The following is a 13,780-nucleotide window of genomic DNA, read 5'->3' on the forward strand; positions in this document are numbered from 1 at the left end:
TATGTTGGCCTGGGCGCGGGTCATTTCTGTTCCAGCCTTTGATCGTCCAATTGTTATGGCCCCGAAGCGAGTGCCACTGCCAGCCCAATTCCGGGCGGCCTCGAACGATTAAGCCAAACGATAAAACCATCTATAACATAGGTTAATGGTGGTTAGATTTTCTCGACCGGACAGGTGAGGGATCATATACAAAACTGTTGGTGGCATTGGCCGTATGGGGTTTTGAACGGCCGTCGGTGGTAACAGATGAGTGCGGGGGGCGGCATGGCGGCGGAGCGGGATGCGGCGGGACTGGCTGCCCTCTCGATTTGTGAATCCCTTATGCTCGCATTGGTGGAACGCGGTGTTTTACGGCTCGAGGAAGCGCATGCCGCGCTTGAGGACGCCGCTGCCGCCCACCAGAATCGCGATCCAAAGGGCGAGGATCCAAATCTGCATCGCGTGGCGTTGCAGATCGTCGAGCGCCTGATGATCCAGGTGAACGCCACCCATCCCGCGTCGGTGCAGATCGGGATCGGGCAGATGGCAGACGGCGGTTCCCAGGACTGAGAACGCGTACAGGACGCCTTTCCAGGCAAAACGAAGAGAGCCCCGCCATCCCGGCGGGGCTCTCTTCATGCTTGCGATTCGGGGTGGCGATCCGATGGGCGGGAGCGGTCAGTCCGCCCCGGCTCCGGCGGCTTCCGTGGGTTCCGGACGCCGCTTGCCCAGCCCGATGTTGGGGAAGGCGTTGATCAGGGCGGTGATGAAGGCCGACAGGTAGGGCAGCGACTGCACGACCAGCAGGCCCGACCACATGAAGGCGTCGCGGTTCTCGTGACCGAACACCACCACGATGGCCAGAGCGGCGCCCCACAGGCCCAGAAGCAGCGCGATCTCCTCCCGCGCCATCAGGAAGGCCTGCATCAGCGCCGGCTGGTTCTCGCATTTCGGCGTGCGGACGAAGGGGCGCCCGGAGGTGAACATGCCCAGCCACATGGCGCGGCCCACCGTGTGGGTCAGGGCCATGCCGGCGATGGCCGCCCCGACCTTGTCCCAGAAGCCGCACTTCACCCGCGCTTCGTACAGCCAGAGCGAGGCGCCGACCTTGAAGGCGAAGACGCTGAGCGTCGGGATCATGAAGACGCTGGGCGGGAACTCGAAATACTTCGGGAAGGCCAGCAGGCCGAGCGACCAGATGATGCCGGCGATGCCGAAGATCATGTGGGCGGCGTCGGCGAACCAGGGCAGCCAGCCGGTGATGAAGTGATACTTCTGCCCGGCGGTCAGGCGCGGGCCGCCCGGCAGCAGGTCGCGCCAGTGGTGCTTGAGGATCTGCACGGCGCCATAGGCCCAGCGGAAGCGCTGAGTCTTGTAGGCGGAGAAGCTGTCGGGGACGAGGCCCTTGCCGTAGCTCTCCGGCATGTAGACGGCCTCGTACTTGTGCTCGAACAGGCGCAGGCCGAGGTCGGCGTCCTCGGTGATGCACCACTCGCCCCAGCGGCCGACCTCCTCCAGCGCCGACTTGCGGATGATGGTCATGGTGCCGTGCTGGATGATTGCGTTGCGCTCGTTGCGCTGGATCATGCCGATGTGGAAGAAGCCGGCGTATTCCCAGTTGATCATCCGCTGGAACAGGTCATGGCTCCAGTCCCGGTAGTCCTGCGGGGACTGCACGAAGCCGACCTCCGGCCGGTTGAAATGGGGAATGGTCGCCTTCAGCCAGTCGGGATGGACCTGATAGTCGCTGTCGATGACGGCGATGTGCTGGGCGTCCGGCGCCGTCTGGGCGAGCCCGAAGTTCAGCGCGCCGGCCTTGAAGCCCGGCCAGTTGTCCAGGTGGAAGAAGCGGAACTTCGGCCCGAGCTTGCGACAGTATTCCTCGACCGGGCGCCACACCGCCGGGTCCTTGGTGTTGTTGTCGAGCAGCAGGACCTCGTAGTTCGGGTAGTCCAACCGGGCCAGCGCGTCCAGAGTCTCCATGACCATGTGCGGCGGCTCGTTGTAGCAGGGCACATGGATGGAAACCTTCGGCGCGTTGGGCAGGGGTGCCGCCGAGCAGGGCTGGAACTTGCGCTTGAAGCGGTCCTGCCAGACGACCTCGGTCAGCTCGAGCCCGTCGATCAGCATGACGGCGAGCAGGACGAGCTGGCAGAAGACCAGGATGCCCCAGGCGATCTCCGTGGTGGTGGCGAGGCCGGCGACGCTGGCCGCAGTGAAGGTGAAGACCAGCACCGACGACACGCCCTGGATCATCGCGCCGTAGAAGACCTGCCCGCCGAACTTCAGGTCGCCGCCGCGGCGCCACAGGAAGAAGACGAGCGGCAGGAAGCCCACCGCGATGGAGATGCCGCAGAGCAGCGGCCAGTTCCGCAGCTCCGTCACCTCGCCGATCATCGGGAACTTCGGCTTGCGCCACGCGTCCCACAGGCCCCAGCTGGTGCCGGCGGTGCCTTCGATCTCGCGCTTCCAGGGCTGGTCGAAGGCCTCCATGATGAAGTAGTCGAGCTTGTTCTGCGCCGCGACGTTCAGGAAGGTGCGGATGAACTTGGCCTGGTTGACTTGGCTCGCCTCGGCGCCGCGGCGCCACGGGCCGTCGGCCGGCCAGCCGATTTCCGAGATCAGGATGTGCTTGTTCGGGAACTTGGTCTTCAGCTCGTTGTAGCGGAACATGGCGTAATCGACCGACTGGTCGGCGGGCACGCCTTCCCAGTAGGGCAGCAGGTGGACGGCCAGGAAGTCCACCGCGTCGGCCAGTTCCGGATGCTCCAGCCAGACGTGCCACGGCTCCGCGGTGGAGACCGGGACGTTGACCTTCTTCTTCACGCGCTTGATGTATTCGATGGCCTGCGGGACGGTGACGTCGGCGCGCAGGATCGCCTCGTTGCCGACCAGGACGCGGCGGACGTTGTTGTTGTCGCGCGCCAGCTTGATCAGGCCGTTGATCTCCGGCTCGTCGATCTCCGGCTTGCCGGCGATCCAGGCGCCCGCGGTGATCGGAATCCCGTACTTGCGGGCGATGGGCGCCGTCTGCTCCGACCCGTCGGTGGTGGAGTAGATGCGCACCCCCTTGACCGACCCCTCCAGGGCCTTCATGTCCTTCTCGATGTCCTCCGCCGAGGCCTTGTCGCCCTTGGACGGGCTCTTGTCCGGGTGGAAGGGCGTGTAGCCGACGCCGCTGATGGCGCCGCCCCAGGACCGTTCGGCGACCGGGCGGTTCCACAGCGCCCAGACTCCGATGTTGCCCAGGATCACGAGAAGAAGAGCCGCGATCGCCGACTTGCGCATGACCGTCTTTCTTTGTCCCAAACGTCTGCCGACCGTCCTGGCTTTGTCCGCCCCGGCCGGGCATCTTTCAATTCAGCGAAGGGGTTCAACCGGATCGGCACGCAGGGGGACTCGCCGCCCCGACACCGCCTTCGGACCGAACACCCGTACCCACCACCCTGGTTGCAGGACACGTCTCAATCCGCCGCGCGATCCGTATAAGCCGGAAGACCGAACGCCTCCGACCGGAACATCACCGGACCGAATAAAGATCGTGCGGCAGTTTATACATTTTTCCTAGTCCCGCAACCAGTCCCACTCCGACGCGCCGATGCCCAGGCCTGCAGCGGCGGCAATCCCCACTGGACGAACGCACCGGATGGGCGTTTTCTTCCCCGCACACCGCAAGGAAATCCTTACCGGCCGAAGGGAAGACACGGGACCCCATGACGATGTTCCATCTGCATGACCGTTTGCAGGCCGATACCGCCCCGATCGCGGAATGGCCGCTGTGCCGCGTCCTCTTGATGGACAACCGGGTGTGGCCGTGGCTGATCCTGGTCCCCGCCCGGCATGGCCTGACGGAGATCCACCAGCTGTCCCGTGAGGACCAGCACCGGCTGGTGGACGAGATCGCCCTGGCCTCGCGCACGCTGGAAACCCTGTTCAGCCCGGACAAGATCAACGTCGGGGCCCTGGGCAATCTGGTTCCGCAACTTCATATCCACGTCATCGCCCGCTCCAGGACGGACCCGGCGTGGCCGGGGCCGGTGTGGGGGTCGGGCTTCGCGGAGCGCTACAGCCCGGAGGAGCGGGACAGCCTTATCCGAAAGATCGGGGAGAGGTTGGGCCAAAAGTGAGGCCCGACAAAGCCGAACGCGGCGGGCGCTCCTCCTTTTGCGGCCAAGCGAGGGCGTGACGTTTCTCCTGCGGCCCTGTTTACGGTCGCTGAAACATTCACCGATCGAAGGAGAAGGCACCATGAACACCGACCGCATCACCGGTGCCGGCAAGGAGCTGAAGGGCGAAGTCAAGAAGCAGGCCGGCGACCTGACCGGCAACCGGGATCTGAAGGACGAGGGCCGCGCCGACAAGGCCGAGGGCAAGCTGGACAAGGTCGTCGGCAAGGTGAAGGACATCCTCAAAGGCGACAAGTGATGGGCGCGGATGAGCGGGGGCACCGCAAGGACGATGCCCCGTCCGACGCCGCTCAGCGGATCGAGGACAAGCTCATCGAGGAAACCGGGCAAGCCTCGGGCAACCCCGACAAGCCTGTCCAGGACAAGTTCGATGAGCTGGGCGAAAAGCCCGATATCAAGAAGAAGAGCTTGCGGGACTAGGAATCGCCCCCTTCCATCCGGAAGGGGGTTTTTCTTTGTCACTCAACGGCGATCTGCGCCTCGACCCGCACCGGGAAATTCACCGAATTGGCGATGAAGCATTTCTCGTGGGCCTCGTGGTGCAGGGCCACGGCCTTGGCGGAATCGCTTCCGGGGGCGAGGGTGACCTGGGGGCGCAGGACGACGTCGGTAAAGCGTCCGCCGCCGTGCGCCTCCTCGGCCATCGTTCCGGCGGCCTCGTCCGTGTAGGCGGTCACGCTGACGCCGTTCACGGCGCATAGATGCAGGTACCACAGCATGTGGCAGGCCGAGAGCGAGGCCACGAGCATGTCCTCGGGATTGTAGCGCGTGGGATCACCGCGGAAGGCCGGGTCGGACGAGCCGGGGATCGGCGGCTTGCCGGGCGCGGTGATCTCAAGATCGCGGCTGTACGCCTTGTAGCCCGAGGTTCCGGTTCCCTGGTTGCCGGTCCAGGTCACCGTCGTGCCGTACTGGTGTTCGCGCCCTGACATTGGTCCCTCCGGATGTGTTTCCGGGAGGGTAACCGCGGTCACCGCCGCTGAAAAGAAAACGGGCCATAAAAAAAGCGGGAGGGCCGAAGCCCTCCCGCGATCTCAACGCTGCCTTGCCCGTCAGCCTCAGCTGGCTTCGGCGGCGCGGGCGTGGCGCTTGCGCTCGTTCGGGTCGAGGTAGCGCTTGCGCAGGCGGATGGACTTCGGCGTCACCTCGACCAGCTCGTCGTCGCCGATGTAGGACAGGGCGCGCTCCAGCGTCATCTGGATCGGCGGGGTCAGGCGGACCGCCTCGTCCTTGCTGGTGGTGCGGATGTTGGTGAGCTGCTTGCCCTTGATGACGTTGACTTCGAGGTCGTTGCCGCGGGTGTGCTCACCGATGATCATGCCCTGATAGACCGGAACGCCCGGATCGATCAGCATCGGGCCGCGATCTTCCAGGTTCCACAGCGCGTAGGCGACCGCGGTGCCGTCGGCGTTGGAGATCAGCACGCCGGTGCGCCGGCCGGCGATCGTGCCCTTGTAAGGGGCGTAGCCGTGGAACAGCCGGTTCATGATGCCGGTGCCGCGGGTGTCGGTCAGGAACTCGCCCTGATAGCCGATCAGGCCGCGCGACGGGGCGTGGAAGACGATGCGGGTCTTGTTGCCGCCCGACGGACGCATCTCGATGAGGTCCGCCTTGCGCTCCGCCATCTTCTGCACGACGGTGCCGGAGAACTCCTCGTCCACGTCGACGACGACTTCCTCGATCGGCTCCAGGCGCTGGCCGTTCAGCGGGTCGGTCTTGAACAGCACGCGCGGGCGGCTGATGGCCAGCTCGTAGCCCTCGCGGCGCATCGTCTCGATCAGGATGCCGAGCTGCAGTTCGCCGCGGCCGGCCACCTCGAAGGCGTCGCCGCCCTCGGTGTCGCTGACGCGCAGGGCGACATTGCCTTCGGCCTCGCGCATCAGGCGGTCGCGGATCATGCGGCTGGTGACCTTGTCACCCTCGCGGCCGGCCAGCGGGCTGTCGTTGACCGAGAAGGTCATCGCCAGGGTGGGCGGGTCGATCGGCTGGGCGGCCAGCGGCTCGGCCACTTCCGGCGCGCAGATGGTGTCGGCCACGGTGGTGGTGGTCAGGCCGGCCAGGGCGACGATGTCGCCGGCGTGCGCCTCGTCCACCGGAACGCGCTCCAGGCCGCGGAAGGCCAGCACCTTGCTGATGCGGGCGTTCTCGATCAGCTTGCCGTCGCGGCTCAGCGACTTGATGGCCATGTTGACCTTGACGCTGCCGGTCTGGATGCGGCCGGTCAGGATGCGGCCCAGATAGGGGTTCGCCTCCAGCGTGGTCGCCAGCATGGCGAAGGGCAGGTCCTCTTCCACCTTGGGCGGCGGGACGTGGTCGCGGATCAGCTCGAACAGCGGGGTCAGCGTCTCGCGGGCGCCGTTCTCCAGGTCCGTGGTCGCCCAGCCGTTGCGGCCCGAGGCGAACAGGGTCGGGAAGTCGAGCTGCTCGTTCGAGGCGTCGAGCGAGGCGAACAGGTCGAACACCTCGTCATGCACCTCGTGCGGACGGCCGTCGGGACGGTCCACCTTGTTGATGACGACGATCGGGCGCAGGCCCAGCTTCAGCGCCTTGCCCAGCACGAACTTGGTCTGCGGCAGCGGCCCTTCGGCGGCATCGCAGAGCAGGACCACGCCGTCCACCATGGAGAGGATGCGCTCGACCTCGCCGCCGAAATCGGCGTGGCCGGGGGTGTCCACGATGTTGATGCGCAGGTCGTTCCACAGGACCGACGTGCACTTGGCCAGGATGGTGATGCCGCGCTCGCGCTCCAGGTCGTTGGAGTCCATGGCGCGTTCGGCGACCTGCTGGTTCTCGCGGAACGAACCGGCCTGCTTGAGGAGCTGATCGACCAGGGTCGTCTTGCCGTGGTCGACGTGCGCGATGATGGCGACGTTACGAAGATTCATGTGTCGGGGACTCTTAAATCCGCTCTGGGGCTTCCGTTGCGCAATGCCGCCCCGACACCGCGGCACGTCGGCCGCGCACAACAAAAAAACCCTCCGAGATCGATCGGGGGGCTCTGCCGGGGAAACTGTTGCGACGCAATATAATGATCCAGCTTCATAACGCAAGCGGCGTGGTGGGGGAAACTCGCCCAAAGCGCCTATGCGGAATTTCCTTGCGCCGTGGCGACCGAATCATTGGCGTCTGCGTCTCGGAATCCCACATGGTCCGGTGATGACCAGCCGCGTTTCCGCTTCCCGCCTCGCCGTCATTCTCCTGTCCAGCGCGCTCGTCGCCGTGCCGGGCGACCCGTTGCGCGCGCAGGACCCCGCGCCGGACACCGTTCAGGAGGCGGCCCCGCCGCCCGCGGCGCAGGACGGTTCCGGGCAGGATGACCCCACGCCCAACGCACCCGGCCCGCAGATCCCCTACGAGGTGGAGTTCACCGGGATGGAGGACGACGAGCTGCGCGACCTGCTGCGCGACAGCTCCTCGCTGGTCAGCCTGAAGAACGACCCGCCGCCGTCGGTGCTGGGGCTGGAACGGCGCGCCGACAGCGACCGGGATCGCCTGCAGACGGCGCTGCGCTCCGCCGGCTTCTATGACGCGGTTCTCGACATCCGGGTGGACGCGGCCAGGACCCCGGCCAAGGTGACCGTGGCGGTGACGCCCGGCACGCCCTACCGCTTCAAGACCATCAGCATCGTCTCCACCGACGGCGCGCCGCTGCCGGGCGGCGACGTGACCCCCCGCGACATCGGCCTGCCGGTGGGGGAGCGGGCGCGCGCGCCGCAGGTGGTGGACGCCCAGTCCGCGCTGCTGCGCCGGATGACCGACCGCGGCCACCCCTTCGCCACCGTCGCCGAGCGGCGGGTCGTGGTCGACCACGACGACCACAGCATGGACGTCACCTTTTCGGTGGACCCCGGCCCGCTGGTGATGTTCGGCGACACCAAGATCGACGGGCTGGCCAGTGTCGACGAGGGGCTGATCCGCGGGCGCCTGCCCTGGAAGCAGGGCGACATCTACAGCCCGGCCAAGGTCGACCGGGCGCGCCAGCAGATCGCCCAGCTCGACGTGTTCGACACCGTGCGGGTGCGGCTGGCCGAGGAGCCGGGGCCGGGCGGCGTCACGCCGGTGGACGTGACCCTGGCCGAAAAGCTGCACCGCTTCATCGGGGCCAGCGCCTTCTACTCGTCGGAGGATGGCGTGGGCGGCTCGGCCTATTGGGGCCACCGCAACCTGTTCGGCGGGGCGGAGCGGCTGCGGCTGGGTGTGGAGGTCGGGCGGATCGGCGGCGACAACGGCGCCGCGCAGGGGCCGCGCGGCAGCCTGGACCTGCCGGACATCCGGCTGTCCGCCAACTTCCGCAAGCCCGATTTCCTGGCGCCGCGCCAGTCGCTGATCCTGGATTTCCAGGTCGCGTCGGAGCAGCCGCCGGCCTACGACCGGGTCGCCACCATCGGCTCGGCCTCGCTGGAGCGGCAGGTGACCGACCAGCTTAAGGTCTCCTACGGCGTGTCGGGGGAGCGCGGGCGGGTGCGTTCCAACTTGCGGGAGTACCAGACCGGCTTCATCGGCGTGCCGCTGGGCATCGCTTGGGACGGCTCGGACAATCTGCTGAATCCGTCCAGGGGCTACCGCGCCTCGCTGCTCGCCACCCCCTGGTTCCCCTACGCCGGGGATACGGACTCGATCTTCACCAGTTTCCAGATCAACGCGTCGGCCTACCGCGATCTGTCCGACAACGGACGCTACGTCGCGGCGGCGCGCATCGGCGTTGGCAGCACGGTGGGAGCCTCCCTGGACCAGGTTCCGCCGGACCACCGCTTCTATGCGGGCGGCGGCGGGTCGGTGCGTGGCTACGGCTTCCAGAAGGCCGGGCCGCGCGACATCTACGGCGACCCGACCGGTGGACGGTCGCTGTTCGAAGCTGGTTTGGAGCTTCGCGTCAAGGTGACCGAGACCGTCGGCATCGTGCCCTTCGTCGACGCCGGCACCGTCTTCGACAGCGCCTTCCCGGACTTCAAGGAACCGTTGAAGGTCGGCGCGGGCATCGGTGCCCGCTACTACACCGATTTCGGGCCGCTGCGCGCCGACGTCGCCTTCCCGCTGAACGCCGACTCCGGCGATGCGAAGTGGCAACTCTACCTCAGTCTGGGTCAGGCCTTCTGATTCGTCCTTTCAACCGGTGATGCCGGGTCGGGTCGCATTTTTGCCACTTGGATCGGGATCGCCCATGCTCTTTCCCGTTATACCATTCGGGGAATGCCGCAACGGGGTGCGTGGTGTCGGGTCTGCGTCGTCTGATCGTTCTTCTTCTGGCCTTCGCCGTCCTGACCGGGGCGGTCCTGACGGAGGCCGCTCGCGCGGCCGACACCGAGGGGGGCGGCTGGGGTCCGGCCAACGCCGTCCGGCGCTGGATCGCCCAGACCATCGAAAAGGCGGTCAACGGTCCCGACCTCCAGGTCAGGATCGGCACCATCGGCGGCGCGGTCCCCGTCAACTTCACGATCTCGGACGTCACCGTCGCCGACCGCGAGGGCGTGTGGCTGCGGCTTGAGGATCTCCGCGTCAACCTCGCCCCGACCGCGTTGCTGACCGGGCGGGCCAAGGCCGACGCCATCGAGGCGCAGCGGGTCGTCGTTGAGCGCGCGCCGCTGCCCGCTGAGGGGCCGGAGCCGCCGCCCGACCAGGGGCCGACCTCCCTGCTGCCCAGCCTGCCGGTGGGCGTCGCCGTGGACAAGCTGGCCATCGCCGAGCTGGTCCTGGCGGAGCCGCTGATCGGGCAGGAGGCGCGGCTGAAGATCGACGGGTCGCTCGACCTCGCGTCGGGCGGGTCGTCTCTGGAAGCGCACCTGAATGTGGACCGTCTCGGCGAGCAGCCGGGCACGGTGGCGCTCGACGTCGCCTTCAATCCCGACGACAAGCGACTCGACCTGAACCTGAAGGCGTCGGAGCCGGCGGGCGGGCTGATCGCCACCGCGCTGAACATCCCCGGCACGCCGCCGGTCAGCGCATCGCTGGACGGGCAGGGCTCGCTGGACGACTGGAAGGGCACCTTCACCGCGGCGGCGGAGAACGCCGCGCGGCTGGCCGCCGACGCCACGATCAAGGCGGTGCCGGAAGGGCACGCCGTCACCATCGCGGCGACCGGCGACGTGGCGTCCCTGCTCGGCCCCGATATCGCGCCGCTGGCTGGGCCACAGCCGGTGCTGAAGGGTACCGTGGTGGTTGCTCCGGACGGTGCCCTGACCCTGCAGCCGGTGGCCGTCGAGACCGCCGCCGCCACGGCCAATCTCTCGGGGCGCATCGGCGCCGACCGCCGCAGCCTCGATCTGCGCTACGAGGTCCAGGCCGGGCCGGACTCCACCCTGCACGGCTTCGCCCCCGGCATCGCTTGGCGGGAGGGCACCGTGTCGGGCACCGCCCAGGGCACGCTGGACGCGCTGACCGTGGCGGTGGAAGGTCTGATCCACGACCTCGCCGCCGACGATCCTGCCCTGGCCTCGGTGGCCGGGCCGGAGGTGCGGCTGGACGGGCGGGCGCGGATCAACGCCGACACCGGGGCGGTGGGAATCGACGGGGTGACCCTGACCACCGCGGCGGCCAGCGCCGGGGCGCAGGGCAATGTGACCGGCTGGGGCCAGACCGCCGACGTGACGGTGTCGCTGAACGCCGACGACCTCTCGCGCCTTTCTACCCTCGCCGGACAGCCGCTGGCCGGGTCGCTGGCCCTGGCCGGTCCGGTGCGCCGACAGGAGGACGGCACCCTGACAGCCGGCCTCAGCGGCGCCCTGCGCGGACTGGAGACCGGAACGCCCGCCGACGGCGTGCTTGGCCGCGATGTCAGCCTGGGCGCGCAGGCGGTGATGGAGCCGGGCGGCGCCATGCGCCTCACCGACCTGACGGTGGACGGCCGCAACGGGCGGCTGACCGGTGATGCGGCCCTGGTGGACGGCACCGTGGACGCGAAGACTCGGCTGGAAATCGCTGACCTCGGTTCGGTGGGCACCGCCGCCGGAACGGAGATGGCCGGCGGCCTGACGCTCGACGCGACGGCAAAAGGGCCATTGGACAAGCTGGTGGCGGAGGCGGCGCTGCACGCGCGGAACCTCGCCGTGCAAGGGCGCCGCTTCGGCGACACGCGGCTGAACGCCACTGCGCAGAATCTGCCGGGCGCCCCGCAGGGGCGCGTGTCGGCCCGCACCGAACTGGCCGGCGCCGGGCTGACGGCGGATGCCGCCTATGCATTGGAAGGGCCGGCGCTGCGCATCAGCGACCTCGCGCTGGCGAACGGGCCGAACCGGATCACCGGTGCGGTGCGCGTGGCGCTCGACGCCATGACCGCGACCGGCAAGCTCGACGGCAACCTGCCGCAGCTTCAGGCGCTGTCGGAACTGGCCGGCGTGCCGCTGACCGGGGCGGCGGGCTTCACCGTCGCGCTCGACGCGCCGAACGGCAAGCAGGCGGCCAACCTGACCGCCAACGCCACCAACCTCCGTGTGGAAGGCGAGGGCGGGCCGCTGTTCGCCGCGCGTCGCCTGACCGCCAACGCCGACGTCGCCGACGCGCTGGGCAGCGCCAGCGGCAAGGCGCGCGTGGAGCTTCAAGATGGGGCCGCCGCCGGCAACGACCTGTCCCGCGTGACGGCCAGCGTGGACGGCTCGCTCGCCAAGGCGGCCTTCCGGGCGGAGGCGGTGGGGGCCGGGCGCGATCCGCTGGGGCTGGACCTGGCCGGGGAGTTCACGCAGAGCGGTGCGCTGAACCGCATCCGGCTGGATCGCCTCCAGGGCCGCTACAGCGGCGAATCCTTCCGGCTGACCCAGCCGGCCGCCATCGCCCTGGGCGAGCGGCGCTACGAGGTGTCCGGCCTGAGGCTGGTCAGCGGCAACGCCCAGCTCGCCGCCGATCTCGGACTGAACGGGGAACGGCTGTCGGGCGAGCTGCGGCTCGACCGCGTGCCGATGGCGCTGGCCCGGCTGGCGAATCCGACCCTCCGGCTGGACGGCACGCTGAACGCGCAGGCGACCCTCGGCGGCACCGTCCGCCGCCCGCAGGCCGACGCCACGCTACGCGTCGCCAACCTGAAGGCGCAGCAGACCACCCAGGCCGGCGTGCCGGGCCTGAACGTCACCGTCAACGCTCGCTGGAGGGAGGCCCGCCTGTCGGTGGACGGCGACGTCGCCACCAACAACAACGCCGGCCGGGTGACCCTGACCGCCGCCGCGCCGCTGGCGATGAACCCGGACACGCTGGCCTTCTCGGTGCCGGAGCGCGGCCGTCTGGAGGCGGCGCTGCGCGGCGCCATCGACGCCTCGCTCGCCAACGACCTGCTGGCGGCCAGCGGCGACCGGGCGCGCGGCACGCTGCGGCTCGACGTCAGCGTCGACGGCACGGTGGCGGCCCCGCGGCTGGGCGGCACGGTGACGCTGGCCAACGGGCGCTACGAGAACCGGGCGAGCGGCGCCATCATCAGCAACATCGACGCCCGCATCGTCGGCGACGGCGACGTCTTCACCATCCAGAGCTTCCGCGGGCGGACCACCAACGGCGGCGAGATCAGCGCCCGCGGCGTGATCCGCCCCGCCGCCGCGGATCCCCAGCAGCAACTCGACCTCGCCATCCAGGCCGACCGGGCGCGGCTGGTGCAGAACGATCTGGCGGCGGTCACCATCGGCACCAACCTGACACTGACCGGCAGCTTCCTGAATCCGCGGCTGGCCGGTCCCGTGCGGATCGAGCGGGCTGAGATCCAGATTCCCAACCAGACCCCGCCCAACGTGGTGGACTTGAAGGTCGTCGAGGTCGGGAAGGGCCGCAAGGCGCAGCCGGTCAGCCTGAAGAACGGGCAGGCCGGAAACGGGGCGGCGGCGCCGGAGCCGGCCTTCGCGATGATCCTCGATCTGACGATCAGCGCGCAGAACCAGATCTTCGTCCGGGGACGCGGGCTGGAGGCCGAGTTCGCCGGACAGCTCGCCGTCACCGGCACCTCCAGCCAGCCGCTGGTCAGCGGGCGGCTGAACATGCTGAAGGGCGAATTGGACCTTCTCGCCAAGACCTTCGTCTTCAAGCGCGGCATCATCGAGTTCGACGGCGGTCCCACCATCGACCCGCGGCTGGATTTCCTGGCGGAGGCCACCGCCAACGACGTGACCGCGCAGGTTCTGGTCACCGGCACCGCCGGACAGCCGAAGCTGGAACTGACCTCCCCGCAGGGTTTGCCGCAGGACGAGGTGTTGTCCGCGGTGCTGTTCGGGAAGTCGGTCGGCAGTCTGAACGCGGTGGAGGCGGTCCAGCTCGCCCAGTCCGCGGCGACCCTGGCCGGATTCGGCGGTGGCGGCCCCGGCCTGATTGGCAACCTGCGCCGCGGCCTCGGCATCGACCGGCTGGAATTCACCGGCGGGGCCGATGGCAAGGGTGGCGCGGTGGAGGCAGGGCGCTACGTCAGCGACCGCGTCTATGTCGGGGTGGAGCAAGGCATCGGCGCGAACCAGAGCCGCGCCACGGTCGAGGTCGACATCACCAAGAACATCAAGGCCCAGGCGGACGTCGGCGCCGATTCCGACACCCGAGTCGGCGTCAAGTGGGAGTGGAATTACTGACGGGTCCGGCCTTCTAACCTGTTTGCGAGCCGCTTTCGGGCGCTGGTCATCGGCGCAAGAGCCCCCATATCGAGCAAGGATGAAGGC

The 13,780-nt window shown here is 68.6% G+C and carries 9 protein-coding genes; 6 read left to right on the top strand and 3 right to left on the bottom strand.

The features are described 5' to 3' along the window. Positions 1-264: 264 nt before the first annotated feature. Positions 265-549, top strand: coding sequence for a hypothetical protein (locus Sp245p_RS07735; protein WP_014240701.1), 285 nt, complete (start codon positions 265-267; stop codon positions 547-549). Between the two features lie 108 nt (positions 550-657). Here Sp245p_RS07735 and Sp245p_RS07740 read toward each other — a convergent pair whose 3' ends face one another. Beyond that, positions 658-3,267 (bottom strand): glycosyltransferase, encoded by a 2,610-nt coding sequence (locus Sp245p_RS07740; RefSeq protein ID WP_014240703.1) that lies wholly within the window; start codon positions 3,265-3,267, stop codon positions 658-660. A gap of 425 nt (positions 3,268-3,692) precedes the next feature. Here Sp245p_RS07740 and Sp245p_RS07745 point away from each other — a divergent pair, with 425 nt between their 5' ends. The 3 genes from Sp245p_RS07745 (at position 3,693) to Sp245p_RS07755 (ending at position 4,586) form a co-directional block, all read left to right on the top strand. Next, entirely contained in the window at positions 3,693-4,106 is a 414-nt protein-coding gene (locus Sp245p_RS07745; RefSeq protein WP_014240704.1) for an HIT family protein, read from the top strand. A gap of 121 nt (positions 4,107-4,227) precedes the next feature. Further along, the gene (locus tag Sp245p_RS07750; protein WP_014240705.1) at positions 4,228-4,404 is read left to right on the top strand and encodes a CsbD family protein; all 177 of its coding nucleotides are present in this window, start codon (positions 4,228-4,230) and stop codon (positions 4,402-4,404) included. Beyond that, positions 4,404-4,586, top strand: coding sequence for a hypothetical protein (locus Sp245p_RS07755; RefSeq protein ID WP_014240706.1), 183 nt, complete (start codon positions 4,404-4,406; stop codon positions 4,584-4,586). The genes Sp245p_RS07750 and Sp245p_RS07755 overlap by 1 nt, the downstream gene beginning before the upstream one ends. Before the next feature lie 38 nt (positions 4,587-4,624). Here Sp245p_RS07755 and Sp245p_RS07760 read toward each other — a convergent pair whose 3' ends face one another. Beyond that, the gene (locus Sp245p_RS07760) at positions 4,625-5,098 is read right to left on the bottom strand and encodes an OsmC family protein (protein WP_014240707.1); all 474 of its coding nucleotides are present in this window, start codon (positions 5,096-5,098) and stop codon (positions 4,625-4,627) included. 126 nt (positions 5,099-5,224) lie between these two features. Then, positions 5,225-7,051 carry a translational GTPase TypA gene (gene typA, locus Sp245p_RS07765; RefSeq protein ID WP_014240708.1) on the bottom strand — a complete coding sequence of 609 codons (1,827 nt, stop codon included), beginning with the start codon at positions 7,049-7,051 and terminating at the stop codon, positions 5,225-5,227. A 271-nt stretch (positions 7,052-7,322) separates the two neighbouring features. Between typA and Sp245p_RS07770 the strand changes: the two genes are divergently transcribed. Both Sp245p_RS07770 and Sp245p_RS07775 read left to right on the top strand, forming a co-directional pair. After that, positions 7,323-9,263: an autotransporter assembly complex protein TamA gene (locus Sp245p_RS07770; protein WP_109138446.1), complete on the top strand. Its 1,941-nt coding sequence runs from the start codon at positions 7,323-7,325 to the stop codon at positions 9,261-9,263. Between the two features lie 113 nt (positions 9,264-9,376). Continuing rightward, positions 9,377-13,693, top strand: a complete 4,317-nt coding sequence (locus Sp245p_RS07775; protein ID WP_014240711.1) for a translocation/assembly module TamB domain-containing protein — start codon at positions 9,377-9,379, stop codon at positions 13,691-13,693. The last annotated feature ends 87 nt before the right edge of the window (positions 13,694-13,780 follow it).

Origin of the sequence: Azospirillum baldaniorum, from assembly GCF_003119195.2 — a bacterium.
Taxonomy (GTDB): domain Bacteria; phylum Pseudomonadota; class Alphaproteobacteria; order Azospirillales; family Azospirillaceae; genus Azospirillum; species Azospirillum baldaniorum.

Coding starts and splice junctions, on each gene's coding strand:
- Sp245p_RS07735 (WP_014240701.1), top strand. CDS start 265: ATGGCGGCGGAGCGGGATGCGGCGGGACTGGCTGCCCTCTCGATTTGT.
- Sp245p_RS07740 (WP_014240703.1), bottom strand. CDS start 3,267: ATGCGCAAGTCGGCGATCGCGGCTCTTCTTCTCGTGATCCTGGGCAAC.
- Sp245p_RS07745 (WP_014240704.1), top strand. CDS start 3,693: ATGACGATGTTCCATCTGCATGACCGTTTGCAGGCCGATACCGCCCCG.
- Sp245p_RS07750 (WP_014240705.1), top strand. CDS start 4,228: ATGAACACCGACCGCATCACCGGTGCCGGCAAGGAGCTGAAGGGCGAA.
- Sp245p_RS07755 (WP_014240706.1), top strand. CDS start 4,404: ATGGGCGCGGATGAGCGGGGGCACCGCAAGGACGATGCCCCGTCCGAC.
- Sp245p_RS07760 (WP_014240707.1), bottom strand. CDS start 5,098: ATGTCAGGGCGCGAACACCAGTACGGCACGACGGTGACCTGGACCGGC.
- typA (WP_014240708.1), bottom strand. CDS start 7,051: ATGAATCTTCGTAACGTCGCCATCATCGCGCACGTCGACCACGGCAAG.
- Sp245p_RS07770 (WP_109138446.1), top strand. CDS start 7,323: ATGACCAGCCGCGTTTCCGCTTCCCGCCTCGCCGTCATTCTCCTGTCC.